The organism is Stenotrophomonas sp. YJH_SMC_130 (assembly GCF_059369035.1).
Map to the genome: position 1 here is coordinate 150,965 of NZ_JCAFSH010000001.1, position 23,285 is coordinate 174,249.

General features: G+C 64.3%; 26 protein-coding genes, 6 tRNA genes and 1 riboswitch. Of the genes, 9 read left to right on the plus strand and 23 right to left on the minus strand.

Features of this window, described 5'->3' with window-relative positions; genetic code table 11:
- Positions 1–15: 15 nt before the first annotated feature.
- Together AC5P5V_RS00755 and AC5P5V_RS00760 are read right to left on the minus strand one after the other, a co-directional pair.
- On the minus strand, positions 16–1,302 hold the full coding sequence (locus tag AC5P5V_RS00755; RefSeq protein ID WP_134968039.1) for a nucleotide sugar dehydrogenase: 1,287 nt from the start codon (positions 1,300–1,302) through the stop codon (positions 16–18).
- Between the two features lie 143 nt (positions 1,303–1,445).
- The gene (locus AC5P5V_RS00760) at positions 1,446–1,880 is read right to left on the minus strand and encodes a BLUF domain-containing protein (RefSeq protein ID WP_088497736.1); all 435 of its coding nucleotides are present in this window, start codon (positions 1,878–1,880) and stop codon (positions 1,446–1,448) included.
- 131 nt (positions 1,881–2,011) lie between these two features.
- On the opposite strand from AC5P5V_RS00760, the gene AC5P5V_RS00765 reads away from it, so the two are divergent.
- Positions 2,012–2,098, plus strand: a tRNA-Leu gene (locus AC5P5V_RS00765).
- Between the two features lie 21 nt (positions 2,099–2,119).
- Here the strand turns inward: AC5P5V_RS00765 and hemN are convergent.
- The gene (gene hemN / locus AC5P5V_RS00770; protein ID WP_134968038.1) at positions 2,120–3,529 is read right to left on the minus strand and encodes an oxygen-independent coproporphyrinogen III oxidase; all 1,410 of its coding nucleotides are present in this window, start codon (positions 3,527–3,529) and stop codon (positions 2,120–2,122) included.
- Positions 3,530–3,573: 44 nt separating this feature from the next.
- Complete coding sequence (locus tag AC5P5V_RS00775) at positions 3,574–4,014, minus strand: group III truncated hemoglobin (RefSeq protein WP_061478461.1); 441 nt, start codon at positions 4,012–4,014, stop codon at positions 3,574–3,576.
- 179 nt (positions 4,015–4,193) lie between these two features.
- Between AC5P5V_RS00775 and AC5P5V_RS00780 the strand changes: the two genes are divergently transcribed.
- Positions 4,194–4,481: a hypothetical protein gene (locus AC5P5V_RS00780; RefSeq protein WP_061478462.1), complete on the plus strand. Its 288-nt coding sequence runs from the start codon at positions 4,194–4,196 to the stop codon at positions 4,479–4,481.
- Positions 4,478–5,527 carry a 4Fe-4S dicluster domain-containing protein gene (locus AC5P5V_RS00785; RefSeq protein WP_134968037.1) on the plus strand — a complete coding sequence of 350 codons (1,050 nt, stop codon included), beginning with the start codon at positions 4,478–4,480 and terminating at the stop codon, positions 5,525–5,527. The genes AC5P5V_RS00780 and AC5P5V_RS00785 overlap by 4 nt, the downstream gene beginning before the upstream one ends.
- 9 nt (positions 5,528–5,536) lie before the next feature.
- Here the strand turns inward: AC5P5V_RS00785 and AC5P5V_RS00790 are convergent, their stop codons facing one another.
- Together AC5P5V_RS00790 and AC5P5V_RS00795 are read right to left on the minus strand one after the other, a co-directional pair.
- A complete protein-coding gene (locus AC5P5V_RS00790; protein ID WP_061478464.1) occupies positions 5,537–5,773 on the minus strand; it encodes a hypothetical protein in 237 nt (78 codons plus the stop codon).
- Between the two features lie 358 nt (positions 5,774–6,131).
- Positions 6,132–6,335 (minus strand): helix-turn-helix domain-containing protein, encoded by a 204-nt coding sequence (locus tag AC5P5V_RS00795; protein ID WP_061478465.1) that lies wholly within the window; start codon positions 6,333–6,335, stop codon positions 6,132–6,134.
- 111 nt (positions 6,336–6,446) lie between these two features.
- On the opposite strand from AC5P5V_RS00795, the gene AC5P5V_RS00800 reads away from it, so the two are divergent.
- Both AC5P5V_RS00800 and crcB read left to right on the plus strand, forming a co-directional pair.
- Positions 6,447–6,848: a helix-turn-helix domain-containing protein gene (locus AC5P5V_RS00800; protein ID WP_061478466.1), complete on the plus strand. Its 402-nt coding sequence runs from the start codon at positions 6,447–6,449 to the stop codon at positions 6,846–6,848.
- A 22-nt stretch (positions 6,849–6,870) separates the two neighbouring features.
- Positions 6,871–6,934: riboswitch (Fluoride riboswitch) on the plus strand.
- Positions 6,935–7,015: 81 nt separating this feature from the next.
- On the plus strand, positions 7,016–7,408 hold the full coding sequence (gene crcB / locus AC5P5V_RS00805; protein WP_061478548.1) for a fluoride efflux transporter CrcB: 393 nt from the start codon (positions 7,016–7,018) through the stop codon (positions 7,406–7,408).
- A gap of 3 nt (positions 7,409–7,411) precedes the next feature.
- Here the strand turns inward: crcB and AC5P5V_RS00810 are convergent, their stop codons facing one another.
- Positions 7,412–8,245, minus strand: a complete 834-nt coding sequence (locus tag AC5P5V_RS00810) for an AraC family transcriptional regulator (protein WP_005415997.1) — start codon at positions 8,243–8,245, stop codon at positions 7,412–7,414.
- A 182-nt stretch (positions 8,246–8,427) separates the two neighbouring features.
- On the opposite strand from AC5P5V_RS00810, the gene AC5P5V_RS00815 reads away from it, so the two are divergent.
- The gene (locus AC5P5V_RS00815; protein WP_134968036.1) at positions 8,428–9,504 is read left to right on the plus strand and encodes an alpha/beta hydrolase family protein; all 1,077 of its coding nucleotides are present in this window, start codon (positions 8,428–8,430) and stop codon (positions 9,502–9,504) included.
- 22 nt (positions 9,505–9,526) lie between these two features.
- Here AC5P5V_RS00815 and AC5P5V_RS00820 read toward each other — a convergent pair whose 3' ends face one another.
- The 5 genes from AC5P5V_RS00820 to AC5P5V_RS00840 form a co-directional block, all read right to left on the minus strand.
- Positions 9,527–9,796: a hypothetical protein gene (locus AC5P5V_RS00820; RefSeq protein ID WP_005415995.1), complete on the minus strand. Its 270-nt coding sequence runs from the start codon at positions 9,794–9,796 to the stop codon at positions 9,527–9,529.
- Between the two features lie 218 nt (positions 9,797–10,014).
- A complete protein-coding gene (locus AC5P5V_RS00825) occupies positions 10,015–10,929 on the minus strand; it encodes an ADP-ribosylglycohydrolase family protein (protein ID WP_134968035.1) in 915 nt (304 codons plus the stop codon).
- Positions 10,930–11,049: 120 nt separating this feature from the next.
- A tRNA-Cys gene (locus AC5P5V_RS00830) sits at positions 11,050–11,123 on the minus strand.
- A 66-nt stretch (positions 11,124–11,189) separates the two neighbouring features.
- Positions 11,190–11,265 (minus strand) — tRNA-Gly (locus AC5P5V_RS00835).
- 142 nt (positions 11,266–11,407) lie between these two features.
- Positions 11,408–11,483 (minus strand) — tRNA-Gly (locus tag AC5P5V_RS00840).
- Positions 11,484–11,614: 131 nt separating this feature from the next.
- On the opposite strand from AC5P5V_RS00840, the gene AC5P5V_RS00845 reads away from it, so the two are divergent.
- Positions 11,615–12,064, plus strand: a complete 450-nt coding sequence (locus AC5P5V_RS00845; protein ID WP_134968034.1) for a hypothetical protein — start codon at positions 11,615–11,617, stop codon at positions 12,062–12,064.
- Positions 12,065–12,068: 4 nt separating this feature from the next.
- On the opposite strand, the gene AC5P5V_RS00850 is transcribed toward AC5P5V_RS00845, so the two are convergent.
- The 8 genes from AC5P5V_RS00850 to AC5P5V_RS00885 form a co-directional block, all read right to left on the minus strand.
- The gene (locus AC5P5V_RS00850; RefSeq protein WP_061478470.1) at positions 12,069–12,989 is read right to left on the minus strand and encodes an HlyD family secretion protein; all 921 of its coding nucleotides are present in this window, start codon (positions 12,987–12,989) and stop codon (positions 12,069–12,071) included.
- Entirely contained in the window at positions 12,986–13,714 is a 729-nt protein-coding gene (locus AC5P5V_RS00855) for an ABC transporter ATP-binding protein (protein WP_134968033.1), read from the minus strand. Before AC5P5V_RS00855 ends, AC5P5V_RS00850 begins: the two co-directional genes overlap by 4 nt.
- Positions 13,715–13,724: 10 nt before the next feature.
- Positions 13,725–14,864, minus strand: coding sequence for an ABC transporter permease (locus AC5P5V_RS00860; RefSeq protein WP_134968032.1), 1,140 nt, complete (start codon positions 14,862–14,864; stop codon positions 13,725–13,727).
- A complete protein-coding gene (locus AC5P5V_RS00865; RefSeq protein ID WP_231352655.1) occupies positions 14,861–16,324 on the minus strand; it encodes an efflux transporter outer membrane subunit in 1,464 nt (487 codons plus the stop codon). Before AC5P5V_RS00865 ends, AC5P5V_RS00860 begins: the two co-directional genes overlap by 4 nt.
- Positions 16,325–16,929: 605 nt before the next feature.
- Positions 16,930–17,005: transfer RNA gene (locus AC5P5V_RS00870), tRNA-Gly, on the minus strand.
- A 114-nt stretch (positions 17,006–17,119) separates the two neighbouring features.
- The gene (locus AC5P5V_RS00875; protein WP_134969459.1) at positions 17,120–18,403 is read right to left on the minus strand and encodes a type II toxin-antitoxin system HipA family toxin; all 1,284 of its coding nucleotides are present in this window, start codon (positions 18,401–18,403) and stop codon (positions 17,120–17,122) included.
- A complete protein-coding gene (locus tag AC5P5V_RS00880; RefSeq protein WP_227200205.1) occupies positions 18,396–18,722 on the minus strand; it encodes a helix-turn-helix domain-containing protein in 327 nt (108 codons plus the stop codon). Before AC5P5V_RS00880 ends, AC5P5V_RS00875 begins: the two co-directional genes overlap by 8 nt.
- A gap of 146 nt (positions 18,723–18,868) precedes the next feature.
- Positions 18,869–19,975 carry an NAD(P)/FAD-dependent oxidoreductase gene (locus AC5P5V_RS00885; RefSeq protein ID WP_231352654.1) on the minus strand — a complete coding sequence of 369 codons (1,107 nt, stop codon included), beginning with the start codon at positions 19,973–19,975 and terminating at the stop codon, positions 18,869–18,871.
- Positions 19,976–20,318: 343 nt separating this feature from the next.
- Here AC5P5V_RS00885 and AC5P5V_RS00890 point away from each other — a divergent pair, with 343 nt between their 5' ends.
- Positions 20,319–20,996, plus strand: a complete 678-nt coding sequence (locus AC5P5V_RS00890) for a hypothetical protein (protein WP_134969364.1) — start codon at positions 20,319–20,321, stop codon at positions 20,994–20,996.
- Between the two features lie 1,307 nt (positions 20,997–22,303).
- Here the strand turns inward: AC5P5V_RS00890 and AC5P5V_RS00895 are convergent.
- Positions 22,304–22,576: an NAD(P)/FAD-dependent oxidoreductase gene (locus AC5P5V_RS00895; protein WP_231352653.1), complete on the minus strand. Its 273-nt coding sequence runs from the start codon at positions 22,574–22,576 to the stop codon at positions 22,304–22,306.
- 9 nt (positions 22,577–22,585) lie between these two features.
- A complete protein-coding gene (locus AC5P5V_RS00900; RefSeq protein WP_209019970.1) occupies positions 22,586–22,729 on the minus strand; it encodes a hypothetical protein in 144 nt (47 codons plus the stop codon).
- 106 nt (positions 22,730–22,835) lie between these two features.
- On the opposite strand from AC5P5V_RS00900, the gene AC5P5V_RS00905 reads away from it, so the two are divergent.
- Positions 22,836–23,015 carry a hypothetical protein gene (locus AC5P5V_RS00905; RefSeq protein ID WP_134969363.1) on the plus strand — a complete coding sequence of 60 codons (180 nt, stop codon included), beginning with the start codon at positions 22,836–22,838 and terminating at the stop codon, positions 23,013–23,015.
- Positions 23,016–23,053: 38 nt separating this feature from the next.
- Here the strand turns inward: AC5P5V_RS00905 and AC5P5V_RS00910 are convergent.
- Positions 23,054–23,129, minus strand: a tRNA-Gly gene (locus AC5P5V_RS00910).
- Positions 23,130–23,285: the final 156 nt, after the last annotated feature.

Genomic DNA, 23,285 nt, shown 5'->3' on the forward strand with positions numbered 1-23,285 from the left:
GGCCATCACCGGCGTTTACAGGCGACCGTCAACCACGTTGCGCGGCCAGGCCGATTTCACGTCGTAGACGATGCCGCCGGGCGCCAGCAGCGCCTGGATTGCGGCGTCATCCATGGCTTTGAATCGGGCATGGGCCACTGCCAGAACTACGGCGTCGTAACTCCCCGCCAACGGCTCGGCCAGCCAGTGCACGCCCGCGTCGGCCAATGCCGCCGGGCCGACCCACGGGTCGCTGACCTCCACCTGTGCGCCGGCATCACGCAGGCGCTGCGCCAGTTCCAGCGCGCGGCTGTTGCGCAGGTCCGGGCAATCCTCCTTGAAGGTCACGCCCAGCACCAGGATACGCGACTGCGCAGGTGCGCGGCCGCGTTCGGCCAGCATTGCCAGCACACGCGACGCCACGTGCTCACCGACGCGGTTGTTGACCTGCCGCGCGGTGTGGATCAGGTCCGGGTGGTAACCCACGCTCTCGGACTTGTGCAGCAGGTAGTACGGGTCCACGCCGATGCAGTGGCCGCCGACCAGGCCCGGCCGGAACGGCAGGAAGTTCCACTTGCTGCCGGCGGCGTCAAGCACATCCTGGGTGTCGATGCCGAGCCGGTCGAAGATCAGCGCCAGCTCATTGACCAGCGCGATGTTGACGTCACGCTGGATGTTCTCCACCACCTTGGCCGCTTCGGCCACACGCATCGACGGCGCCGGGAAGGTACCGGCGGCGATGATGCGCTGGTACAGGCCATCAATCACCGCAGCCACTTCCGGTGTCGACCCCGAGGTGATCTTGCGGATATCGGCCAGGCGCCGCTGTCGGTCGCCGGGGCTGACCCGCTCCGGGCTGTAACCACAGTAGAAGTCTTCGTTGAAGCGCAGTCCGGACAGCTGCTCCAGCAGCGGCACGCAGACCTCTTCGGTGGTGCCGGGGTACACCGTGGATTCGTAGATCACCAGGTCACCCGCACGCAGGTGGCTGGCGATCAGCCGCGTCGCCGAACGCAGCGGCTCCAGATCGGGCTGCTCATAGGCATCGATCGGGGTCGGCACGGTAACGATGTAGACATTGCAGGCATCGAGCAAAGCCGGATCGCTGCCGTACTGCAACTGCTGCGCACTGGCCAGCTCATCGGCCTCCATTTCCAGCGTATGGTCCTGGCCGTCACGGAGCTCGGCGATGCGATCAGCATCGATGTCGAAGCCGAGCGTCGGCCAGTGCCGGCCGAAGGCCACCGCCAGTGGCAGGCCCACGTAGCCCAGCCCGATCACCGCGAAGCGCGGCGACGCTGCTGCCGCAAGCGGCGCGCTCAACGCCGCATCCCATGCAACGGCTGAAATCGCATGCGTACTGCCATGGGCATGGCCGACCTACTCATTCGCTTTGCCACTCCGGGAAGATCCATGCCAGAAAGGCTACAGCCTAACGGCCCGGGTGCCCGGCCGCCAAGGTGGGGTCAGGAACCCAATGCGACCGCGGCCGGCTCCAGTTCGCCATCGGCGCCGGTCCAGGCCTGCAGCAGGCGCTCGAAGCCACCGCCGCCAAGCACGAAGCCCGGCCATGAGGCGTCGACGATCTGTACCAGCAGTTCTGTATCAATGCGCCGGGTCCCCATCGACCAGCGCGGGAATGCCCGCTGCGCCACCGGCGCGCGGCACAGCACCTTCAGTTGTCCATGGCTGCGCGCATTGGCGATGCGCTGGTACACCGAATCGATGCCATCCTCCGGGCCTTCCAGGTACTGCAGGAAACGGCTGCCATCGAACATCAGCACACCCGTGACACCGGCTACTCGGTTGAATGCCGTGGCATCGGCCAGCAGGCGGTCAAGATCGGTTGTCTGCAGGTCGGCGCGGGCCTCGCTGGCATAGGCAATCGCGTGCAGCGACATCGGGTGGCTCCCCCCCTGGGAACGAGGCTTTGGACTATGACATGAATGGGAGCGACAGTTAAGCACACCGCCGCTCCACTGCAATCCGGTCGGGATTCTGCAGCTGGGCTACAATCGGCGCCGCGCTGCAGGCCCGGATGGCGAAACTGGTAGACGCATCGGACTTAAAATCCGCCGGGGGCAACCCCATGCCGGTTCGATTCCGGCTCCGGGCACCATCGCACTTTTCACGACGAACGTCAGATTGCACGCGAGTAGCGCGGCTGCTCGCAGGCGGCACGCAGGTACGGGTCGAAGCACATCGCCAGCAGCCGCAGCAACGGCCGTCCAGGCTCGCTGGCGCGCACTACACCGTCACGGTACTCGGCGAGGCCGTCTTCCTGCAGCCGCTGCACCGAACGCAGGTCTTCGGCGAAGTACTGCTCGAAATCCACGCCATGGCGCTGGCCCAGCACCGCACCGTCCACCTCGCCCTGGCACATCAGCTGCTGGATCAGTTCTGCGCGCAGCTGGTCGTCGGCGCTGAGCGCCACGCCGCGCCACACCGGCAACTGACCCTGGTCCACGGCATCCTCCCACGACGGCAGGTCGCGCGGATTCTGGCTGTAGGTGGCACCGATGTGGCTGATCGCACTCACGCCCAGGCCGAGCAGATCGGTATCGGCGTGGGTGGTATAGCCCATGAAATTGCGATGCAGCTGCCCGGCGCGCTGCGCACGTGACAGATCTTCTTCCGGCAATGCGAAGTGATCCATGCCAATGTACTGGTAGCCGGCCGCAGAGAGTTTCTCCACCGCCAGGCCCAGCAGCGCCAGCTTGTCTTCCGGCGAAGGCAAGTGGCGTTCGTCGATCTGCTTCTGTGCGCGGAACAGATGCGGCAGGTGTGCGTAGCCGTACACCGCCAGGCGATCCGGGCGCAATGCCAGCACCCGCTCCAGGGTGCGGCCAAACCCTTCCAGGCTCTGTCCCGGCAGCCCATAGATCAGGTCGACGTTGACCGAACGCATGCCGCTGTCGCGGCAGGCCTGCAGGATGTCCAGCGTCTGCTGCACGCCCTGCACGCGGTTGATCGCTTCCTGTACCTGTGGGTCGAAGTCCTGCACGCCCAGGCTGGCGCGGTTGAAGCCCAGCCGCGCCAGCATGGCGACATCGCGGGTATCGATGAAGCGCGGATCGAGTTCGATCGAGAAATCGCGCTGCGGCGAATCGCTGAAATCAAAGCGCCGGCGCAGTCCTTCAACCAGCGCGGTCATCGCCTCGGCCTCGAGGAAGTTCGGCGTTCCCCCGCCCAGGTGCAGCTGGATGACCTCACGGCCGTCCTCGAACTGCGGCGCCAGCAGGTCGGCCTCGGCCAGCACACGCGCGACGTAGCTGTGGCCACGGCCGCGGTCGCGGGTGATCACCCGGTTGCAGCCGCAGTAGAAGCAGGGGCTGGAGCAGTACGGCACATGCACGTACAGCGACAGCGCGCGGGCCAGCTGGTTGCTGTCGGCGATTGCCTGGCGCAGTGCCGGCGCATCGAAGCCATCGTGGAAATGAGGCGCGGTCGGATACGAGGTGTAGCGCGGCCCCGGCCGGTCATGCCGGCGCAGCAGGTCGGGGTCGAAGGTCCAGGCAAGACCGCCGGCGGCGGGAGAGAACGTGTCCATGCCGCCAGCATCGCGCCGGGCGTACCCGACCGCCTTGACCCAGATCAATCGCGGGCGGGGATTCCCAGCACCGGCAGGCCGACCTGCGGCCAGCGCAGCATCTGGTAGCGCTTCCAGAAGGTGTCACCGATGCGCGTGGCGACGTCGTTGGCCAGCACCTGCATGGGCGGGTTGCCGCACTCGGCGGTGGTGATCCGGAACAGCACCAGCCAGCGGTCGAACAGGTCCTTGTCCAGCTCGATGGCCATGTGCTTGGACATCGGCGAGCCCTTGAAGCGGCGCGTGCCGCGCAGCATTGCCGACCAGAAATCGACCAACTGCGCCAGGTGTTCCGGCCAGTCGTGTACGTGCGCCTCGAACACAGGCCCCAACCGCTCTTCCTCGCGCACGCGCGCATAGAAGTCGTGGACCAGGCGGGTCACTTCCTGCTCGGTGCACAACCCGGGCGAGGCGACGGGCAGGACGGGCGGCGGCGTTGCGTTCATCGGGGCACCCAAAGCTTGCCGGCAGTGTGCCGTAGCCGGCCGGCACCGCCGTTGATCCAGATCAATGTCGGCGCAGTTCGCTGCACCTAGGCTGGCACGCCTGCAGGAAGCATGCCCTGCGGATGCTGCGCCAGCCTCGGCGGAGTATACGCGCCGCCCTCATTCCGATCCGGGACAGCATGAACAGACCCTCTCCCAGCCGCCGCCAGCAGCTGATCCACCACTGGGGCGCCATCCTCTGGCCCAGCTTCATCGCTGCAGGCCTGGCCAGCGTGGTGTTCTTCGCCTTTGTCGACCCGCTGCGTCTGCAGGCGATCAGCTTTCCGGGTACGGCGATCAGCCGCGAACTGGGCTATACGGCAGGATTCTTCATGTTCTGGTCGGTGACCGCACTGTCCAGCGCGGTCACCTGGTACCTGCAGCGACCGATGCCAAGCGACGACGACGACGAGCTGCCGCTGGGATGAGTACGCCCTGCACCGGAATCCCACGCCGCTGGCATTGGCGCGCCGCGCTCAGCATGCTCTTGCTGGCCTTGTTCTATGCCCTGCCATGGCTGCGCTGGAATGGGCGGCAGGCCCTGCTGCTGGACATCAACGCACGGCGCTTTGACCTGTTTGGCTGGACATTGTGGCCCAGCGATGTCGGCGTGCTGATCGGGTTGCTGGCGGTGCTGGCGGTCGGCCTCGCGCTGCTCACCCACCTCGCCGGCCGCATCTGGTGCGGCCACGCCTGCCCGCAGACGCTATGGCGCTGCGCCTTCGACTGGATTGCGCGCGCCATGGCCCGGGCCTTGCCAGCGCCCGGCGTGAGCCCTGCCACCCAGGTGGCATGGGGGCTGCTGTCGCTGTGGACCGGCATCACGTTCGTCGGTCTGTTCAGCCCGATCGAAGAACTGGTGGCCGCCGCGCCGCATGCCGGCTGGAGCGGCTGGGAAACCTTCTGGGTGCTGTTCTATGCCGCCGCCACCTGGGGCAATGCCGGCTTCCTGCGCGAGCAGGTGTGCCGTTCGCTGTGCCCGTTCGCGCGCCTGCAGCCGCTGCTGACCGATCCGCATACACCGCGCATGTTGTACGACGCGCGCCGCGGCGAACCGCGCGGCATGCGTCCGTCGGGGCTGGGGGGCGTGCTCGGACGCGGCCGTGGCCTGCTCGACCCGACCACCGCACAGGACTACGTGTTCCGCGCTGCACATCCGCTGCTGGCCGGACCGATGCCTACCTTCAGCGCCGACCGCCTGGGCGACTGCACCGATTGCGCTGCCTGTGTCAGCGCCTGCCCGATGCAACTGGATATCCGCCAGGGACCTCAGGCCGATTGCCTGGCCTGCGGCGCCTGCCTGGAGGCCTGCTCGCAGCAGCAGCACCAGGCCGGTTTCGGCCCGGGGCTGGTACGCTACTGCAGTCCGCAGGCCATGGCCGGGCAACCGCGGCAATGGTGGCGACCGCGGACCCTGGCACTGCTGTCGATGCTGCTGGCGCTGTTGGCCTGCGGCGCCTGGCGCCTGCTTTGAATCAACGGATCAACGCTGCCCGTTGGCGTGCGGCGGCACCAGCTGCGCTCGTCGGACGATGCCCAGCTGCTCGATGATCAGCGCCATTTCATTGGTGACTTCGGTACGCTCGGTCCCCTGCGGGACCAGGCGGTCCAGCACCTGCTGGTAGGTATCCCAGAACGCCGGACCGCATCCGTGTTTGTGATAACTGGCTTCCAGTTCGCGGCGTACCCGTTCAGCCAAGCCATGCATGCCGTATTCCATACGACCTCCGTTGGACTTGTTCTGCATCGTTGACGGTCTACCGACTCACTTGCGAGCTACTGAAAGACTCCCGGACTTCACGTCCGGTTGATCCCAATTAGTCATAGATTTCACGACAGGTCAATTACATACCGCGACTTTCGTGATTGAAATTATTAATCGTTCACGAAACCACATACGGGGAGACGGGGTACCCGGATGGGTCGGACCCGACACACTGCTCCGATTTCCCGGCCCCGCTTTGGTAGGCGCCATCGATGGGCAAGCCCCGTTCCATCGAAGTTTCCAATGTTGCTAAGCATACTTAGCAAATACTGTTTAGAGTGCTATATGCGACAAAAGGCGGCGTAGTTGAGGCTTACTCGCCCTGCGTAGCCTCAGTCGCGGGGAACAGGTTGGGATAGCGCTGATGCAGGATGTATTGGCGTAGCGCAGGAATCGGAAAGTTCTTGGGCCATTGCGACACGGCAGATCGGCTTATGCCAAAAAAGCGCGCCAGTTCGGCATCGGTCCGGAAACCCAGCCGGGCGCGTACCTGCCCCTTGCTCCAGAATTCGGTCACGGTCGGTCCTTCTGTTAACCAGACTTATTCTTGGAACAAGGGAACTTTGCGATCCACGCGTTAAGCTGGCTTGCATAGATGAATACTCTCGGCCAACGACTCGCCATTGCCATGAAGAAAGCCGGGCACCCTCGCCCGGCCGATCTGGCCCGCGCCGCCGATTCGACGACGGCAACCATCAGCAACTGGCTCAACGACCATGTCAGCCCCGCCCATGTGAAGGCCGAACAGCTGTTCCGCATCGCCGATGCGGCCAAACTGGACGCGCGTGAACTGCTGTACGGCGTGAGTGGGCTTGGCGTCGGTGAGCGGGGCAATACCTATATTCCCAGCCAGGCCCACTTGGATGTCTGGCAGGACGCCTACGAACTGGTCAGCCATCTGGTGGAGGAGAAGGGATTGCAGATCGACCATCGCCGCCACGCGGCCCTGGACCTGCTGGCCTTCGAACTGCTGATGGACGGCTTCAGCCGCAGCAAGGTCATCCGGGTGCTGACGACCTCGATGACGTGAATGCACCGCCACTGGTAGCATGGTCGCGGATGGGGATGGGGCTCCCCCGATAACCGCCCGAAAGGGCTGATGGCTCCTGCCAGGACGAACCGGTGTTCGTCGATGGCGGGTCGTGCCTGCTGTCGGCGTTCGCCATCGAATCAGCGAACCCGCAACCGAGGCACGTGATGCACGCATTGAACAATTATCTGCTGGTCTTCATCGGCGGCGGGCTCGGCGCCTGCCTTCGCTATGCCTGCAACCTGATCGGTGCGCGGGTATCAGTCGGCAGCCCGTGGCCATGGTCGACCTTCCTGATCAACATCAGCGGTGCACTGCTGATGGGCGTGCTGGTCGAAGCCTTCGCCCTGCGCAATGGCGCCTCGCCGCAGTTGCGCCTTCTGCTGGCCACCGGCGTCCTCGGCGGCTACACCACATTTTCCACCTACGCACTGGAAATCGGACTGCTGCTGCAGCGCGGCCAGCATGGCCTGGCGGCGCTGTATGCCGGCGGTTCGGTGGCACTGGGCCTGGTCGGCCTGTTCGGTGGCATGAAACTGGCCCGGCTGGTGCTGGGCTGAGGCTCAGCCCGCGCCGGCGCGGGCCTGTCCGCGCCACTCCCGCGGCGACTGTCCGGTATGTGCCTTGAATGCGCGCGACAGTGCTGCTTCGCTGCCATAGCCGACGTCGTCAGCGATCCGCTTCAATGGGCGCCCTTGGCGCAGCGCCTGCTGCGCCAAGCCCACCCGCCAGCCCTGCAGGTACTGGCCCGGAGTAGTGCCCATCGCCTCACGGAAACTGGCAGCAAAGACGCTGCGTGACATGCCGGCGACCTCGGCCAGGTCTTCCAGGGTCCAGGACTGTGCGGGCGCTTCATGCATCGCCACCAGCGCCAGCCGCAGCCGCGGATGCCCCAGCCCGGCAAACAGGCCACCACGCATCTCGCCCCCTTCCATCAGCTGCCGCAGCACCTGGATCATCACCACCTCGAACAGCCGGTTGACCATCGCCGCACGCCCGCAGCGCTGCTCGAAGGCTTCTTCGAACAGCAGCTCCAGCGCTGCGTTGCCGCCGTACAGATCGGCCAGCGGCAGGCAGATGAAATCGGGCAACGCCGCGCTGATCGGGTTGAGCCGCCCGCCCTCGAAATGCAGATTGGCGCAGGCCATGTCGGCGCCGTGCTGCGGATCGGTACTGAATCGATGCGGCATCGGCCGTGGGTACAGCAGCAGGCTCGGCACCTCGACCTGGACGGTCTGCTGGCCATGGCTGACCTGCAACGGGCCACGTCGCACCAGATGCAGCTGCCCGGCGTCATCCTCGCCCGCCAGCGAGTTGATGCCGCACAGCGCGCCGGCATGGAACACCGAGGCAGTGACCGCAAAGCGTTCAAGCAGAATGGCGAGCCGGTCGACCATGACGGGACCCTGGGTAAAGTAGAAAGAGATCAAGGCGACACATCGTATCGGAATCCTCCCGTAGCGGACGTGATCAACTCCGGGAGCGGGCGCCCCCCAGCCCGCCCTTCCTGCGGCAGTGCAGCGCGCGCAGGCTGCTGGCGGGGTCTAAGCTGATGCCATTCCCGGATGGAATGCCCGTGATGTGTCGCTTGCTACGATGTGCCCTCACCCTCGCCCTGCTATTCCCTGCGACACAGGTGATGGCCGCACCCGCTGCATCACCGCGCACGTTCAGTGGCGAGCTGCAGAGGGCCCCGTGGCGCCTGGACGTTCCGGCTGACTGGAACGGTGACCTGGTAATGCTGGCGCACGGCTACGAGCCGGTAGGCATGCCACGTGCTACGCCGATGGCTGCCAATGACGGCACCGCGCCACTGCTGGCGGCAGGCTACGCCGTCGCGCAGAGCGCCTATGCCAGCCAGGGCTGGGCGGTGGCCGATGCGATCACCGACATGGAACGCCTGCGCCGGCATGCAGTGGCTGAACTCAAGCATGTGCGCCATATCTGGATGCTGGGATTTTCGATGGGCGGCGCCGTGACCCTCGCCAGCCTCGAACGGTTCCCGCAACACTACGCTGGTGGCGTGTCGCTATGCGGCGCCAATCTTAGTGGCGAACAGATCGCGAGTGATATGCTGACCACGCTGGTCGCTTTCGATTACTTCTTTGCCAAGGCCGAAGGCCTGCCGGCTGCGGGACTGGTCTCACGCGACGCGGCTGCGCTGCCACAGGGCGAACTGTACCAGGGCATCTCCAATGCGCTGCAACGCAGCCCCTCGCATGCCGCGTTGCTGGCACAGCGGCTGCAGGTGTCCGCTGATGCACTGGCCGGCACGATCAGCCTGCATGCACTGGTCCTGCACGAACTGGCCACGCGCAGTGGCGGCATGCCGGTGGGCAACAGAGGTGTGGCTTACAGCGGCTTCGGTGACGACATGGCGTTCAATGCCGGCGTGCAACGTGTCGACGCCGTGCCTGCCGCGCAGGCCGCTGTCCGCAGGGAGCTGGCATTGAGCGGTGCGTTGAGGCGACCGCTGGTGATCCAGTTCAACAACTACGACCCGACGATCGTGCCGCGCATGCAGACGGTGTATCCGCAGACGGCCGCACGGGCCGGCGCCCGTCCGCTGCCACAGGTGCTGCCGCCCGTTGGCGAAGGCCATTGTGGCTTCTCCGGCGCGCAGATCATCGAGGCGTTGAAGGCCGCGCAGCGTTGAGCAATCGCGGCCCACGCGCAGGTCAGCCGCCCAGCGTGCCCATCGTGAAGGTGTAGCCCGAGCTCATCAGGAATTCGCGCATGCGCATTTCCGCGCGCCGTGGTGAGGCCAGGTTGGCCGGCGCGTACAGGGCATACACCAGGCCCGACCCTTCGATATGCTCGCGGCGCACCCCGCAGCGGGCGGTTTCCGAGGCGATGACCCATCCGTCCTTCAGCCGATCCGGGCCAATGGATTGCCCGTTCTTCAAGCGGAAGGTCAACCAGCGCACATCTGCCGTGACTTTGCTCATTTCCGTTTCGCTCCGTGGCTGGAACGACGCGTGATGTCCTTGCTCGCCATTGCGGCTCCCTGAGACGTGGAACTCGACCATAGCGCCTTTCCATGTCGTGGCCGGCTGAGACTGGCGACCGGGGCGCGGCGAACGGCTGCAGGTGAAGCAGCGCGGCGTCGGAAATGGCGGCCGCAGGGAGCGCCCTGCCGGCGCAGTTCACAGGCAGGGAACCCGACTCACGCAGCGCGGTCGCTGCCCTGGTTCAAGGCGTGCAGCGCATCGGCCAGCGCCTGGATTTCGGCACGCAGGGCCAGCCGCTGCAACCACCGCCCGGGGATTCCGCGCGCACCATGGAATGCGCCCGCCAGCTGCCCCGCAATGGCGGCCGTGGTGTCGGCGTCCTCGCCAAGATTGGCCGCCTCGAGTACGACGGCTTCAAAGGTGTCGTGGCGATCAAAGCACCAGAGTGCAGCTTCCAGACTGTCGACAACATAGCCATTGCCACGGATCTGCTCACGCGCGGCACCGCGGTAGCCGCCCGCCGCGATCTGCTGCAGCCGCACGCTCTCGACGGGAACATTGCTGAGATCCAGCACCCCGTCGCGGGTGCCACCTGCCAACGCCCGCTCCAGCGCGACCACCAGCAAGCGGCACGCCTCCAGGCACTCCTGCGCAGCGTGCGTGGTTCGCGAACTCAACGCGGCCATGGCCTGCAGATCGGGGGTCCCGGCGTAGCGCAATGCCACCGGCGCCAAACGCATGATCGAGCCATTGCCAGCGCTGCGCGGGTCGTCACTCCCCGCCAGCGGATGGCCATCCTGCAGGAACCGGTCGATGGCAGCCCGCGTTGCCATACCGATATCGAAGCACTCGCCGGTCGCACTCCAGTACCCATGCCGGTACCAGTTGGCGTAGCGGTTCATCTGATCGTGCACATCGAAGGTGTCACAACGCACCAGGCTCTCGGCCAGGCACATCGCCATGGAGGTATCGTCGGTCCATTGCCCCGGCTGCAGCTGGAACGGCCCACCGCCCACCATGTCGGTGATCGGGGTGAAGCTGCCACGAGGCTTGAACTCCAGCGTGGTACCGACGGCATCGCCGCACGCCAGGCCGAGCAAGGCGCCGCGGAAGTGGTCAATCTGGTTCATCAGGCAAGTGTAGCGCCGCCGCCTCCGTCATGACTGACCGCCAGCCGCGCAACGATCGCGCGAGCGGGAAAGCGATCGCAGCCAACAAAAAAGCCCTGACCGGAGTCAGGGCTTTTCAATTGGAGGCCTCAAGCGGAATCGAACCGCTGTAAACGGATTTGCAATCCGGTGCATAGCCACTCTGCCATGAGGCCAACGTACTGCGCGCCAGGAACCTAGCCCTGACAAGACAAAACCCCAAGATGGGGCCTGTCGGAACATGGAGCGGGAAACGAGACTCGAACTCGCGACCTCAACCTTGGCAAGGTTGCGCTCTACCAACTGAGCTATTCCCGCGTAAGCCGACATGCTACCGGAAATCCGGAAAACACACCAGCGATTTCACTTTTCTGACTGCGCGTAAAGCCTTGTGGCCCAACGTGCCCCGCCTTGCCGGGGCGGGAGAAAAACAAGGCCCCTACCGGGGCCCTGTAGAATCTGGAGCGGGAAACGAGACTCGAACTCGCGACCTCAACCTTGGCAAGGTTGCGCTCTACCAACTGAGCTATTCCCGCAGATTCTTCGACCTGCGTCGAAGGAGCGCTATTGTGTCCAAATTCCTTCACGCCGTCAACAGTCTTCACATCATGCGGTCACGAGCGTCCGGGCTGGGGTACGCTGCCCCGCCCAAGCACGGACACCGCCGATGCCTAGACGCTACGTCCGCCTGTTCTGGTTGCTGGTCGCGCTGACCTGGTTGGCGCTGATCGCCGCACTTGTCAATGCTGGCTTCACCCCAGACTACTGGCTGCTGCATCGCCTGGAAGGCGCCCAGCTGCCCTACCCGACCAGCACCGTCATCGTGTTCGCGTTGCTGGGCACGGTTGAACTGGTGGTGGCGGCGCTGATCGTGCGCCCGTGGAAGCTCAAACGCCTGTGGCTGCGCCTGCTTATCGCCTTCGCCCTGCTGCTGGTGTGGTCGATACCGTGGATGCTGTCGGCGATGCACCAGCCGCCGGTACAAGGCATGCACCTGCTGTGGTTGCTGCTGCTGGACGTGGGATTGCTGCTGGCGCTGTGCGTGGTGTCGGCGGTGAGCGCGTGGCGGGCGCTCTGCCGGCGCGGGTCACCACAGACTCCCCCGCCGCAGCGCTAGAGACCTACTTCCGGAACTCCACCCGCACATGCTGGCCGAAGCGTGCCTTGGCCTCGCCGTCAAACTCCAGCACGCACTCCACCACCTTGGCCACGCCACGCCCGGCATCTTCAGGCAGGCGTGCCTGCGCGAACACCGGGCTGATGCGTACCACGCGTGCAGGTGGCAACGTGCCCGTGTTCTCCGCACCATCACTGTCCGGCACGACAGCAGCCTTCATGCCCACCTGCACGGCATCGGCGTAGGCGGCGCTGAGCTCGGCACGCACCTGCAGCGGGCGCGCCGGCAGCAACGAGATCGCCGGCTTGCCCGCCTGCACGAAGGCACCGACGCCCGGCACCTGGCCGACCACGGTGCCGGCTTCCGGCGCGCTCAACGACATCTGCTGCAGTCTCAGCTTCGCGTGCTCCAGCTTGTGCTGCGCCAGGTCGACCTGCGCACCGGCCACCTCGACATCGGCACGCACACCGGCCAGCTGCTGTTTGGCCGCATCGGCCTGCTGGTTCGAGGACACACCTTCACTGGCGCCCGTGGACAGTCGGGTGGCGTTGCGCTCCAGTTCGCGCAGCTGCGCCTGGCTGCCCTTCAGGCGGTCATTGGCCAAGGCCAGATCGGCGGTGGCCATTGCCACTTCCTGCTGCAACAGGGCGCCATCCAGCGACAGCAGCAGCTGCCCCTTCTTCACCGTGGCGCCTTCCTTCACCGGCGCGGCAGTGATCGAGCCATCCACCGGCGGTGCCAGTGCGATCAGGCCACCTTCGATGTCAATGATGCCCCGTGCCACGGCGACCTTGCCGGCGGCGGCAGTACCCGCCTTGCCTGAGGGGGCCGATGCGACGGTGGGCGCTTCCCTGGAACAGGCGCCGAGCAGCAGTGCCGCGGACAGGGCCAGGCTGAGGGGAAGCAGATGCGACGTCTTGGTCATGGGGCGGACTCTACGGTTTCGTTCTGGCGGCGGTCATCACGGACCATGCCGTCTTCCATGGCGATCACCCGATCGGCATGCCGGATCAGGCGCGGATCGTGGCTCACGCACAGCACAGTCGCGCCATGCGCCCGCGCATAGCGATGCAGGATGTCGATCACGCGCTGACCGTTCTCGGCGTCCAGCGCGCTGGTGGGTTCGTCGGCGAAGATCAGCGTTGGCGACTTGGCGAAGGCACGCGCCACCGCCACGCGCTGTTTCTCGCCACCGGACAGCTGCGCCGGGCGCATGTGGCTGCGGTGGCTGAGGCCGACTTCTTCCAGCGCCCTGCGGGCCAGCGGCTCGCTTTCGCGATTGCGCATGCCGCGGTAGCCCAGTGGCAGCTGTACCTGCTCCAACGCAGTCAGTGCCGGGAACAGGTTGAAGCCCTGGAACACGAACCCGACATGGTGCAGGCGGAAACGCTCCACTTCACTGCGGGTCATGTGGCCCACGTCCTGGCCCAGCGCGTGCACGCGACCGCCATCGGGTGCGGACAGGCCGGACAGCAGCGACAGCAGTGTGCTCTTGCCGCAGCCGGACGGGCCCGACACCAGGGTCAGCTCGCCAGGATAGATGTCCAGCGACAGGCCACGCAGCACCGGCACCTGCACATCACCGGACATGAAGCCTTTTTCCAATGCGTCGGCCTGCAGGGTCGGGACGACGGCGCGTGCGGAAGTCATCGGCCGGTCCTCAACGCAGCAGCAACGATGGATCGGAGCGGACGACACTGCGCACCGCCATGATGCTGGAGAGCATGGCCATCACCGCGACCAGCGCCACGCAGCCGAGGATCACCATCGGCGTCAGCTGCACCGGCACGCGCTGGGTCTGCGCGATCAACAGCACCACGGTACTGAACGCCGCCGCCAGCAGCATGCCCACGCCACCGATCAGCAATGCCTGCTCGAACACCACCCGCGCCAGCGCATAGCGGCCTGCACCGAGTGCATTGAGCGTGGCGTACTCGCGTACCGAGCCGGCCACCACCGAGGCGAACGACTGGTTGGTGATCACCGCACCGACGAAGCAGACGATGACGGCCATGAACAACACGGCGATCCCTGCGCCGGTATCGAACAGCCAATACTGCTGCGAACGGCTGGCGAACGCCGGCGCGGTCCAGAACTCGACCGGTGTGGCCTGGCCCATCGACGCGGCCAAGCGGTCACGCACGCGGTCGGCCAGGTCCGGCGAGCGCAGGCCCGCCACGAAATAGGTGCTGCCCTCGTGCGGGTCAGTGCCGGCGATGGCGCGCGCGGTGTCCAGCGAGGCCAGAACGTTGACGCCACCGAGGCCGCGCAGGCCCGATTGTGCGGCGACCACGCGCACTGCCTTGCCATTGATCCAGGCACGGTTGTTCTGCAGGTCCACGCCCAGCGTATCCAGATCGGCGCTGTCGACGATCACCGCACCCGGCTCGCGCAGCTGCGCGCGCAGGTTCGCAGGCAGGATGCGCGCGAACATCATCGCGTCGTCCCGGGTGGAGATGCCGGACAGGTACACCGACACATTGCCGGTGCCCTGCGCGCCGGACCGCCATTCGCCGTCGACCCACTCGTAGGGTTCGACGCGGGTGACATCGGGGTCCATGCGCAGGTGGCTTTCCACATCGGCGCTGATCGCATGACCGTAGTTGACGCTCTGGGTGCCGGGAAAACCGGCCCAGAGATCGGCCGAGGATGCCTTCACGTAGATCGCGGCGGTACCGAAGATGCCCAGCACCAGTGCCGCCTGCACGATCAACAGTACACCGGCGAAACACATCGCCAGCACCACCGGCAGGAAACGGCGCCACTCATAGGCCAGGGTCTTGCGCGCGAGTGCGATCATTGCGGTTCGCCCTCACCCTCGGCAGGCAGCGGGGCACCGCCGAGGGCGCGGTACAGCGATGCAAAGGCCAGCACGCGCGCGCCCTGCGCAGCGATCAGGTCGGCCTGCGAGGCGAGTGCGGCGCGTTGCGTATCCAGCCCGTCGAATTCGCTGGACAGGCCCAGCTGCACCTGCCGCGCCTGCCGCTTGACCTGCTGGTTGGCGGCATCATTGGCCGCACGCAGCGATTGGATGCTGCTGTCCTGGCGCGCCAGGCTACCCAGTGCACCTTCCACTTCGCTCACGCCTTCCAGCACGGCCTTGCGGTAGCCGAGCAAGGCGGCGTCCAGTTGCTTCTCGTCGGCATGGAACCGCGCGCGACGCTGGCCCCAGTCCCACAGCGGAATATCGATGTACGGGCCGATCGACGGGCTCGAATCGGAATTGGAGCGGGCGTTCTGGGTGAGGTTGTACGCGTACAGGATGGAGCCGCCAAGGCTGATCCGCGGATACATTGCAGCGCGCGCCGAACCCTTGCTGGCCGCTGCCTGCATCACCTCTGATTCGGCCAGCAGAATCTGCGGGCGGTGGCGCAGCAGATCCGCAGGGACCTGCTGCAGCGTGAACGCACCCAGCGTCGGCGGGGTGCGGTAGGCGTGCCAGGCCGGATCCGGACGCTCGCGGCCCAGCAGCAATGCCAGCGCACGGGCGGCGTTGTCGGCGTTTTCCCGCGCCTGCGCGATGGCCGCACGGGTGGCCGCCTGCCGCGCGCGCAGCCGTTGCAGCTCGCCCGGCTCATCCAGACGCAGCCGCTGACGGACCAGCGCCAGCTGTTCGCCGCGGTCGTCCACAGCCTGCTGCCGGGCCAGCAGGTCCTGCTGGGCCTGTGCCACGGTAAGGTCCAGATAGCTGCGCACCACGTCGGCAATCACCGCCACCTGTGCGGCATTGCGCAGCGCCTCGGCATTGCCGGTCGAGGCCTGCGCGCTCAGCTGCGCGCTCTCGGCGGCGCCGAACAGCCCCAGGTCCCAGATCGCTTCGATGCCTGCATGGAAATAGGTGTCGACCGCGGCGGCGTCCTGTACCTGCTTGGCGCTGGCCGAGATCTCCGGCAGGAAGCGCGAATCCGAGGCGCCGGCGACGATCCGCACTGCCTGCAGGCGCAACGTGGCCTGCTGCAGATCAAGGTTGCCTGCGATGGCCTGGTCCACCAGTCCGTCCAGCGCCGGGTCGGCCAGCACCTTCCACCACTGCCTGGCGTCCACCGCCACACCCAGCCCCTGCGGCACCTGGGTCCAGGCGCTGGGTGTGCGATCAGGCAGGTCCGGGACGGACACCGACATGCAACCCGCCAAGGCCAGGGTTGCCAACAACGCGCCGGGGCGCAGCACTGCCTGCAGGGAGAGTCCACGCCCTGTCCTGGGCGCTGCCACTGAAGTGATACGCCTGACCACCAGCCCGCCAACGTGTAGAAGGAGCATGAAGGCTACCGCGCGATTGTGGAGCGAACATGGAGAAATCGTCCGAAAAAGGTCACAGCACGCGTGCGGTTCAGGCAACGCCGACCCAGCCTTTCACTACGCTTTCAATGCGTTCCCGGCACGGAACACTGGACGACTTTCACGGCGTATTGCACATTGCCGCAATTCCTTGCTTCGATGCTGCACGACCGTGAAACACCCTCGCCGTTGGCTGCTGATTGGCTCGATCACGACAGCGACTGTCGGTGTGATCGTGCTCGTCCTGACCACCCCACTGGTCTCGAACGCCCTGCTGCTACTGATGGAGCGCAGCAACTTCATTCCCGCCGAATCCTCGATCCTCACCTTCGAGCCGTATGCGATCAACGACGGCTCGTCGAACTACTGGTTGTATGGGAAGGACCGCACCTACTACTACCACTTCACCTACGAGGATGACGTTCCCTACGTCTACATCCCGCAGGACAACCGCTGCCCCGGTTTCGACCGGCAGAATGCCCGGACCTGGTGCAGCGCCCTGCCCGGCAAGGCACGCTGGCGCGGTGGTGGTGCAACCGGTGTGACAAACGAAAAACGCCCCCTTTCGGGAGCGTTCTTCTTGAATCTGGAGCGGGAAACGAGACTCGAACTCGCGACCTCAACCTTGGCAAGGTTGCGCTCTACCAACTGAGCTATTCCCGCAGATTTCGTTCGACCTGCGTCGAAGGAGCGCTATTGTGTCGATATTGCTGCACGGCGTCAACAGGAATTTTCGGCCGCATTGTGGGGCGGCGTTCAGGCCCTTGGACCCGGCCCTCAGGTCCGCAGGCCACGCCGGACTTCCCGCAACAGAGCTACGTTCTCGTTGATGCGCCCCTGGATCATGATCAAGGTATCTTGAGCAATAACGTTTGAGTACATGCTGTTGGCGATTTCCGTGAATTGGCTGGCCACGTCGCAAATGCTGCCAATCGCCAGGCTGGCGTCCCCGTGCTGCACTTCTGCCTCTTCGGCAAGGCGAAGCAGGTCAGCACGGGAAATCTCCAGTGCCTCCCCCATGACGTCCATCTGGTGATATCCGTTGGGTCCTTCGCAGAAGGTCACGTCGTAGGCCGGAGCCAAACGCCATTGCCCATCTGGCGACATGATGTAGGCAAAGTTTTTCGGATGATCGTCCCGGTTGTTGAACGCAACGTTGAAGACCGCACGTTCGAAGGCCACGGCCATTTGCCGCACGTCATTGGTGCACAACCGGGTCGCGCGCAGGAAGTTGACATAGTCCAACGACCCCGCCGTCTGGTAGTTGGCGCCCGTGAATGCAGCAAGACTCTGCATCGGCACACGCAACCCATCGTGGCGATCAAAGCGCTTGCTGGCGAACGCGGCCAGTCCGTTGGGCAGGCTGAAGTACTGCGTGTCCGGGGTCTCGATGCCACACCTGCGCAGACACTCGGCGTAGACCATTTCGATGGCGCACACCTCGGCATGCTCTTCTCTGGCCGGGAACTTGATCAACCAGGCTTCGAAGCCGGGCGTGACGGCCGTGGTGAACGCGCCCGATCGCGGATCGCGATAGACCAGGGCCTTGGGCCTTGCACCTTGGGGCGAACCACCCACCAGCAGCAAGGTCTGCAGGAATTCACCGCCTTCTCCGTGGAGCACCTGCTGCACTTCCGCGGAAAGCTGCTCTAGCGGTATATGGACCTTCGGCGCCTCACCTTCGGGCGCCACGGGCTCAAACGTCATGGCCCCCATCGCGTTGCCACCGACATAGGCCAGCCGCTGGAGCGGGCCAATGCGTGCTGCGTTGATTCCGCGGCGCCTGAACATGCGGTCCATCAGCAGCATGCCCCAGCCGTCTGGCAACGCGTCATACACAGGCCCTGGCAGTTGCAGCTGATGGTCCGGAAAATCCCGCCGCAACGGAGGGCCGGCCAGCGGCAGCTTGTACGAAGACAGTTCCAGTCCCCTTCGCCGGGCCTCGTTGCTGTACTCGAACGCGACCAGCGGGCGACCGGTCAGGGCGATGCTGGAGATCAGCGTTCCCCAGTGCCATCGCTCTCCCCACCCTTCGTAGAAGACCTTCACCTGTTCAGGCATTACGGGGCTTCCTCTTCGTCCGGAGGCGGTTCGCGGCCTCTTCGTAGCGCCGAATGTCTTCGATGCTGTCCAACTTTGGCTGGAACAGGCCTTCGAGCTCGTTGATCCGACCAAGGACCATCGCCACGCGGACCACCGCCTCGAAGCCAACATTGCGCCCGGCCTCCAGGTTGGACACGGTGTTGGTACCAATGCCGGCACGCCCGGCCAGATCCGACTGTGTCATGCCCAACGCCATGCGTTCTGTACGCAAGCGCCCGCAGAGTCGCTTGACGACCTCGCTGGGCTTGCTGAGGCTTAAATCCAACATAGCGTGCATGATCCCCTATCTATGCTATTTAGCACCCAAAATTATAGAATTAACCCCAACTCCATTCAATTGATTTAACTCCCGAATTTTGTGTTTTATTTGCGCATTCAGCTATATAAATACAGAATTCTGGAATTACATTGGCAAAGCGCGCGTCACGTGCGCAGGCCACGGCGGTGGAAGTAGACCTGCTCGGCAATGCGCCGCGTGGCCGCCGTGTGCAGCAGTGCGTTGAACGGCCAGTCGGCCTGCAGATGATCCATCGCCCAGCGCAGCAGGCGCTTGCCATGGAACGCCGGCGCCACCTGCCGCGCCACCCGTTCCGCATCCGGCCCCTGCCCACGCAGATGGCGGGCCATCGCCTCGCCGACCGCCCAGCCGTGCCGCCACGAGGAGTGGATGCCCCCTGCGGAGAGCGGCGAGACGATGCCCGCCGCGTCGCCGGTCAGGATCACGCGTTGGCCGGTGATCGGCCCATCCGGCCGGCCGCAGGGCACCAGGCCGGCGCGGGTGGCCGAGGGACGCGCAGATGGCGGGATGCCGACCACATCGCGCACATACTCAAGGAAACCATCAATATCCGGCGGCCGCGCCTGTCGCGGATCATGGCGCAGGGCCAGCCCGACCTGCAGGCCGGTTGGATTCTGCGCGACCCAGCCGATGTAGCCCGGTGCAAAGCGCTTGCTGACGAAGCAATGCAACGCGTCGCCCTCTGTCACCTGCAGGCCGGCGAACTCACGCTCGACGCCGTAGAGGTTGTCACGCACCTGGCCAAGCCCGGTGCGCTGGGCAACGCGTGAGCGTGCGCCATCTGCGCCGACCAGATAGGCGCAGCGCCCTGTCCCTTCGACCTGCCAGCCGTCACCACAGCGGCGAGCGTCGGTGAAGGACTGCTGCAGGCGCAGGTCGACACCGTTCGCGCGCAGTTCGCTGGCCAGCCAACGCATCACGTTCGGCGTATCGGTGGTGAGGAAGTAATAGCCCGGTGCGGCCAGCAATACGCTGCGCAGGTTCGGCGCATAGAGGCGCACGTTGGCGACCCGCTGCACCAGATGTTCGGGCATGCGCCCCAGCCAGGTCTGCTCCATCGCTTCCTTCACCACGATGCCGGTGGTGTGCAGGCGCTCGCCGGGGTCGGTCCTGCGTTCCAGCACGCAGACGCGCAAGCCGTATTGAGCAGCGGCCAGCGCGCAGGCGGCACCGGCGAAGCTGGCGCCGACGATGACCACATCGTGGTCGTAGGCGGAGGGAGTGTGAGGCATTGCGGCATCGCCGTGGAGAGTCGGAGATGCAGCTTCGCTAGCGCGGATGGAGGGGCGATGGAGTGTGGGTGAAGTGGGGATGAAGCATGCAATTTGCCAATGGGAAAACGTCTTCAGTTTCGGGATCGCTTTTCTGCTTCGACTCTTTGCGCATCACCTCATCAGGAAACGCAACCTACCCTCCTGATGCATTCATTCTTACCTATTCAGCATATTCTGCAACTAGTTGCATGTTTGATCCTACTTCGAGCATCTATAACGAAATGTCGCGATTCCATCGCTCTGGCAGCACTATCGAATGTCACTTCGCACAACCCATTGGGCCTCGACAGGACCTCTCATCTTGGCAACCGGCCGCACCACCCTTTCACTGCTATTGGTTTCGATGGCATTAATCACATCGGGATGCCGGACGGCAGCTGTCATCAGCAAGGAAATTGCACTTTCCACGACCAAGCGCGCATCTTCGAGAACATTCAACTTGACAGCCCAACTGCCGGCACAGCTGCACATGACTCTTGTCGCACACTATGCACCACGAGATGCGAAAGATCTGAACTGCAGCGGAGTAACTTCCTTTGTGAGCAACATCCCCGGCCCGAGATCTGTCACAAAGGCATTTCATCTATCCAGCCCGGATGAATCCAAGCCATCACGTGTAAACATCCCCGTGCATTACTCCATCGGAGCTTGCAAACTGCCACTGGAAGCGGTCGGACTAACACTCCAGAACGAACCTAGAAAGAGCGCAATCAATTCAGGGGAGTACCGCTTCCATCTACATGTCCGAGATGCAACAGAAGACGCTACTTATCTGAATGCGGGGATCAAGGAGCTTCGACTCACCCAGCACTGCAAGCAACTCGTTCATCAAAGCAGCTCTTCCAAGGAAGAGTTGAGGAAGTTACTGATCTGCGACGGGAAAAAAGAGGTCAATCTTGATCGTAAGAATCTTAAAGAAATGAGCGTTCGCCTACACGTTACGCTGGACCCGATCGAAGCTCCTCTCTATCAGAAATGACAAGGATTGTCAGGGAGCGCTGCTGATCCACGCACCATGCATCGCAGCCAACGAAGCACCGCGCGCTACGAAAGGACCGCCGCATCAGACTCCGACCTTATGAATCAGCATGAGGACCGCCTCGTCCTGTCGTCTACCTTCTTGATGGATTCAATTTCGCGACCTTCCGTCTGCTTCCGGCCAGTGCAGAACAACACCGAATAGGCCTCTGCTGAGTGCACAGAAGAATTCAGCCTGAACACATACGCCAAGCCTGGCCGCAGTTCCAACACTCTCTCCCTTCCTCTCAAGGGTTCGACAGCGTATGAGCTGGGCACACGCCCATATGAGAAGCAGTCACCGGGTTTCAGCATCAATGGTGCAGCACCATCCTTCAGTTCAATGCTCCAGACCCCATCGTTCTGATCACTGGCTTCAGACAGCGTTGCCCAGCCTATGGGGAAAGGTGATCGGGCCTTTTTCGGAAGGCAGATCGCAGGCCGCCCATCAATAAGGGAAACTTCGGCTTGCTTGTCATATCCCAGAGGAGTCGCATGCGCATTGACAGAAAAAACGAGCATCCCGACGGCAACCAACGGTCGAATCATCATGGAACTCCGGATGTAGATGAATAGAAAGTTTCGGCGTCCATTCATATCAATGAAGCTGGCATGCCAACGCCCGTCCATTGAGCGATGAGCATCGCGCCGTGCAGTCAATATGCAGATGGAAAAGTAGCTGAGCGCAAGGGGCCCACCAACACAGCTTCTCCATCAACTCGTACTTTCTTGGTTCTTCCTTGCCCATCACGTCAGCAATGGCAACTGTACCAAGGGGCAAGCCCGGCTGAACTCACTGTGAGAGAGAGGTCGCTTGCGAAAGCGCTACCGATGCTCTGGATATCGCACAACGCCGAGGTCTCTGCCATGTCAGCTGACCATTTGCGACATTCTGCGCAGCTGTCGAGCACTACGATCAATTCATTCAAAGTTGCCTGCGTTGTTCACTCGCCACCGACGTCCACCTTGCATCCAGGCACAACCGTTTTGTCCGACGACCAACAGGTAGGTGCCGTCCGCAAAGCTGACGCCAACGATGACCATGTCGAGATCCCAGGTGGAGAAAGATCACAGCATCCACTATCGGGCAGAAGCAACGCCCCCGTCCGAGAACGTTGCTTGCAGGACTTCTTTGCGCCGTCAGGCCACCACAATCCGCAGCGAATCTGCAGACGCCAGGATCTCCGCACGCTCACCCGTGGGCGGATAGATCCATTCGGTGTTGATCCGGGTCCTGAGCGCCTTGGCTTCAGCGCCGGACAGCGTTACCTAGCGATCCCAGCCCTCGGTGTAGACAGCACCCCACGGCCCCAGGTCCAGGCAGGTCACGTACTTGGGCTGCGCATACGGAATCATCGCTTCCCCGGTCAGGTCAGCCGCGGCGTTGTGTCCGGCGGAGCGCCCCAGGTTCATCGCGTGCTGGCAGGACATCATCGCCACGTTGCCCTCGTCATCGGTGGCGGCATGCGCGCAGTCCCCGGTGGCGAACACCGCGTCGACACTCTTCGCCTTGAGAGTGCGATCCACATGCAGGCGACCCACCGCATCGTGCTAGCCAGGAATCTGAGCAGTCAACGCACTGGCACGTGCACCGGCCGTCCAGACAACGGTGGCGGCGTCGATGCGTTCTCCGTTTTCCAACGTCACGCCCTCCGCATCCACGCGAGCGACGCCCGAGCCCAGACGCCAGGACACACCCAACTCCCTGTGGGCGCTGCGCGCTGTTTGATGGTGCCCCACCCGCTGGGCCAACCGCGGTGTGTGCGTCATCCACGCGGTGATGATCAATGCGCAGAAGGCCATGCGCGAAGAACTGGCACGTTCCAAGCTGCCCTCGATTGCCGAGGGCGTGCAGGGCAAGGGACGCCCGGCGAGTTTCGCCGGTGATGTGCAGGAGTGGTTCGCGGACCGCCAGGTGGCATGCGTTGGCGCGCGACGGCGCAGGACAATGATTGATCTGCGCGGGTACCGCCGCGCATAACGAAAAACGCCCCTTTGCGGGAGCGTTTTTCTTGAATCTGGAGCGGGAAACGAGACTCGAACTCGCGACCTCAACCTTGGCAAGGTTGCGCTCTACCAACTGAGCTATTCCCGCTTGGGAGGCGAAATTCTACCTGTTCTGGAAATGGCGTCAAGCGCTTTTTGAGGGGCTACCGAGGCACCTGGCACCGCGTATCCACGCATGGCGTGGATCTACTACGGCGTCTCGGCAAACTGATGGATCCGCCCCCTCCGTGGATGCGGCATTTCC

What these genes read in the sequence shown, in the direction of transcription:
- AC5P5V_RS00800 (WP_061478466.1), top strand. Translation starts at nt 6,447, where the DNA reads ATGAAGAAAGCCGGGCACCCTCGCCCGGCCGATCTGGCCCGCGCCGCC.
- AC5P5V_RS00785 (WP_134968037.1), top strand. Translation starts at nt 4,478, where the DNA reads ATGAGTACGCCCTGCACCGGAATCCCACGCCGCTGGCATTGGCGCGCC.
- AC5P5V_RS00780 (WP_061478462.1), top strand. Translation starts at nt 4,194, where the DNA reads ATGAACAGACCCTCTCCCAGCCGCCGCCAGCAGCTGATCCACCACTGG.
- AC5P5V_RS00760 (WP_088497736.1), bottom strand. Translation starts at nt 1,880, where the DNA reads ATGTCGCTGCACGCGATTGCCTATGCCAGCGAGGCCCGCGCCGACCTG.
- AC5P5V_RS00775 (WP_061478461.1), bottom strand. Translation starts at nt 4,014, where the DNA reads ATGAACGCAACGCCGCCGCCCGTCCTGCCCGTCGCCTCGCCCGGGTTG.
- AC5P5V_RS00825 (WP_134968035.1), bottom strand. Translation starts at nt 10,929, where the DNA reads ATGAACCAGATTGACCACTTCCGCGGCGCCTTGCTCGGCCTGGCGTGC.
- AC5P5V_RS00885 (WP_231352654.1), bottom strand. Translation starts at nt 19,975, where the DNA reads ATGCCTCACACTCCCTCCGCCTACGACCACGATGTGGTCATCGTCGGC.
- AC5P5V_RS00845 (WP_134968034.1), top strand. Translation starts at nt 11,615, where the DNA reads ATGCCTAGACGCTACGTCCGCCTGTTCTGGTTGCTGGTCGCGCTGACC.
- AC5P5V_RS00860 (WP_134968032.1), bottom strand. Translation starts at nt 14,864, where the DNA reads ATGATCGCACTCGCGCGCAAGACCCTGGCCTATGAGTGGCGCCGTTTC.
- crcB (WP_061478548.1), top strand. Translation starts at nt 7,016, where the DNA reads ATGCACGCATTGAACAATTATCTGCTGGTCTTCATCGGCGGCGGGCTC.
- AC5P5V_RS00865 (WP_231352655.1), bottom strand. Translation starts at nt 16,324, where the DNA reads ATGCTCCTTCTACACGTTGGCGGGCTGGTGGTCAGGCGTATCACTTCA.
- AC5P5V_RS00820 (WP_005415995.1), bottom strand. Translation starts at nt 9,796, where the DNA reads ATGAGCAAAGTCACGGCAGATGTGCGCTGGTTGACCTTCCGCTTGAAG.
- AC5P5V_RS00810 (WP_005415997.1), bottom strand. Translation starts at nt 8,245, where the DNA reads ATGGTCGACCGGCTCGCCATTCTGCTTGAACGCTTTGCGGTCACTGCC.
- AC5P5V_RS00880 (WP_227200205.1), bottom strand. Translation starts at nt 18,722, where the DNA reads ATGCACGCTATGTTGGATTTAAGCCTCAGCAAGCCCAGCGAGGTCGTC.
- AC5P5V_RS00790 (WP_061478464.1), bottom strand. Translation starts at nt 5,773, where the DNA reads ATGGAATACGGCATGCATGGCTTGGCTGAACGGGTACGCCGCGAACTG.
- hemN (WP_134968038.1), bottom strand. Translation starts at nt 3,529, where the DNA reads ATGGACACGTTCTCTCCCGCCGCCGGCGGTCTTGCCTGGACCTTCGAC.
- AC5P5V_RS00815 (WP_134968036.1), top strand. Translation starts at nt 8,428, where the DNA reads ATGTGTCGCTTGCTACGATGTGCCCTCACCCTCGCCCTGCTATTCCCT.
- AC5P5V_RS00905 (WP_134969363.1), top strand. Translation starts at nt 22,836, where the DNA reads ATGCGCGAAGAACTGGCACGTTCCAAGCTGCCCTCGATTGCCGAGGGC.
- AC5P5V_RS00855 (WP_134968033.1), bottom strand. Translation starts at nt 13,714, where the DNA reads ATGACTTCCGCACGCGCCGTCGTCCCGACCCTGCAGGCCGACGCATTG.
- AC5P5V_RS00850 (WP_061478470.1), bottom strand. Translation starts at nt 12,989, where the DNA reads ATGACCAAGACGTCGCATCTGCTTCCCCTCAGCCTGGCCCTGTCCGCG.
- AC5P5V_RS00875 (WP_134969459.1), bottom strand. Translation starts at nt 18,403, where the DNA reads ATGCCTGAACAGGTGAAGGTCTTCTACGAAGGGTGGGGAGAGCGATGG.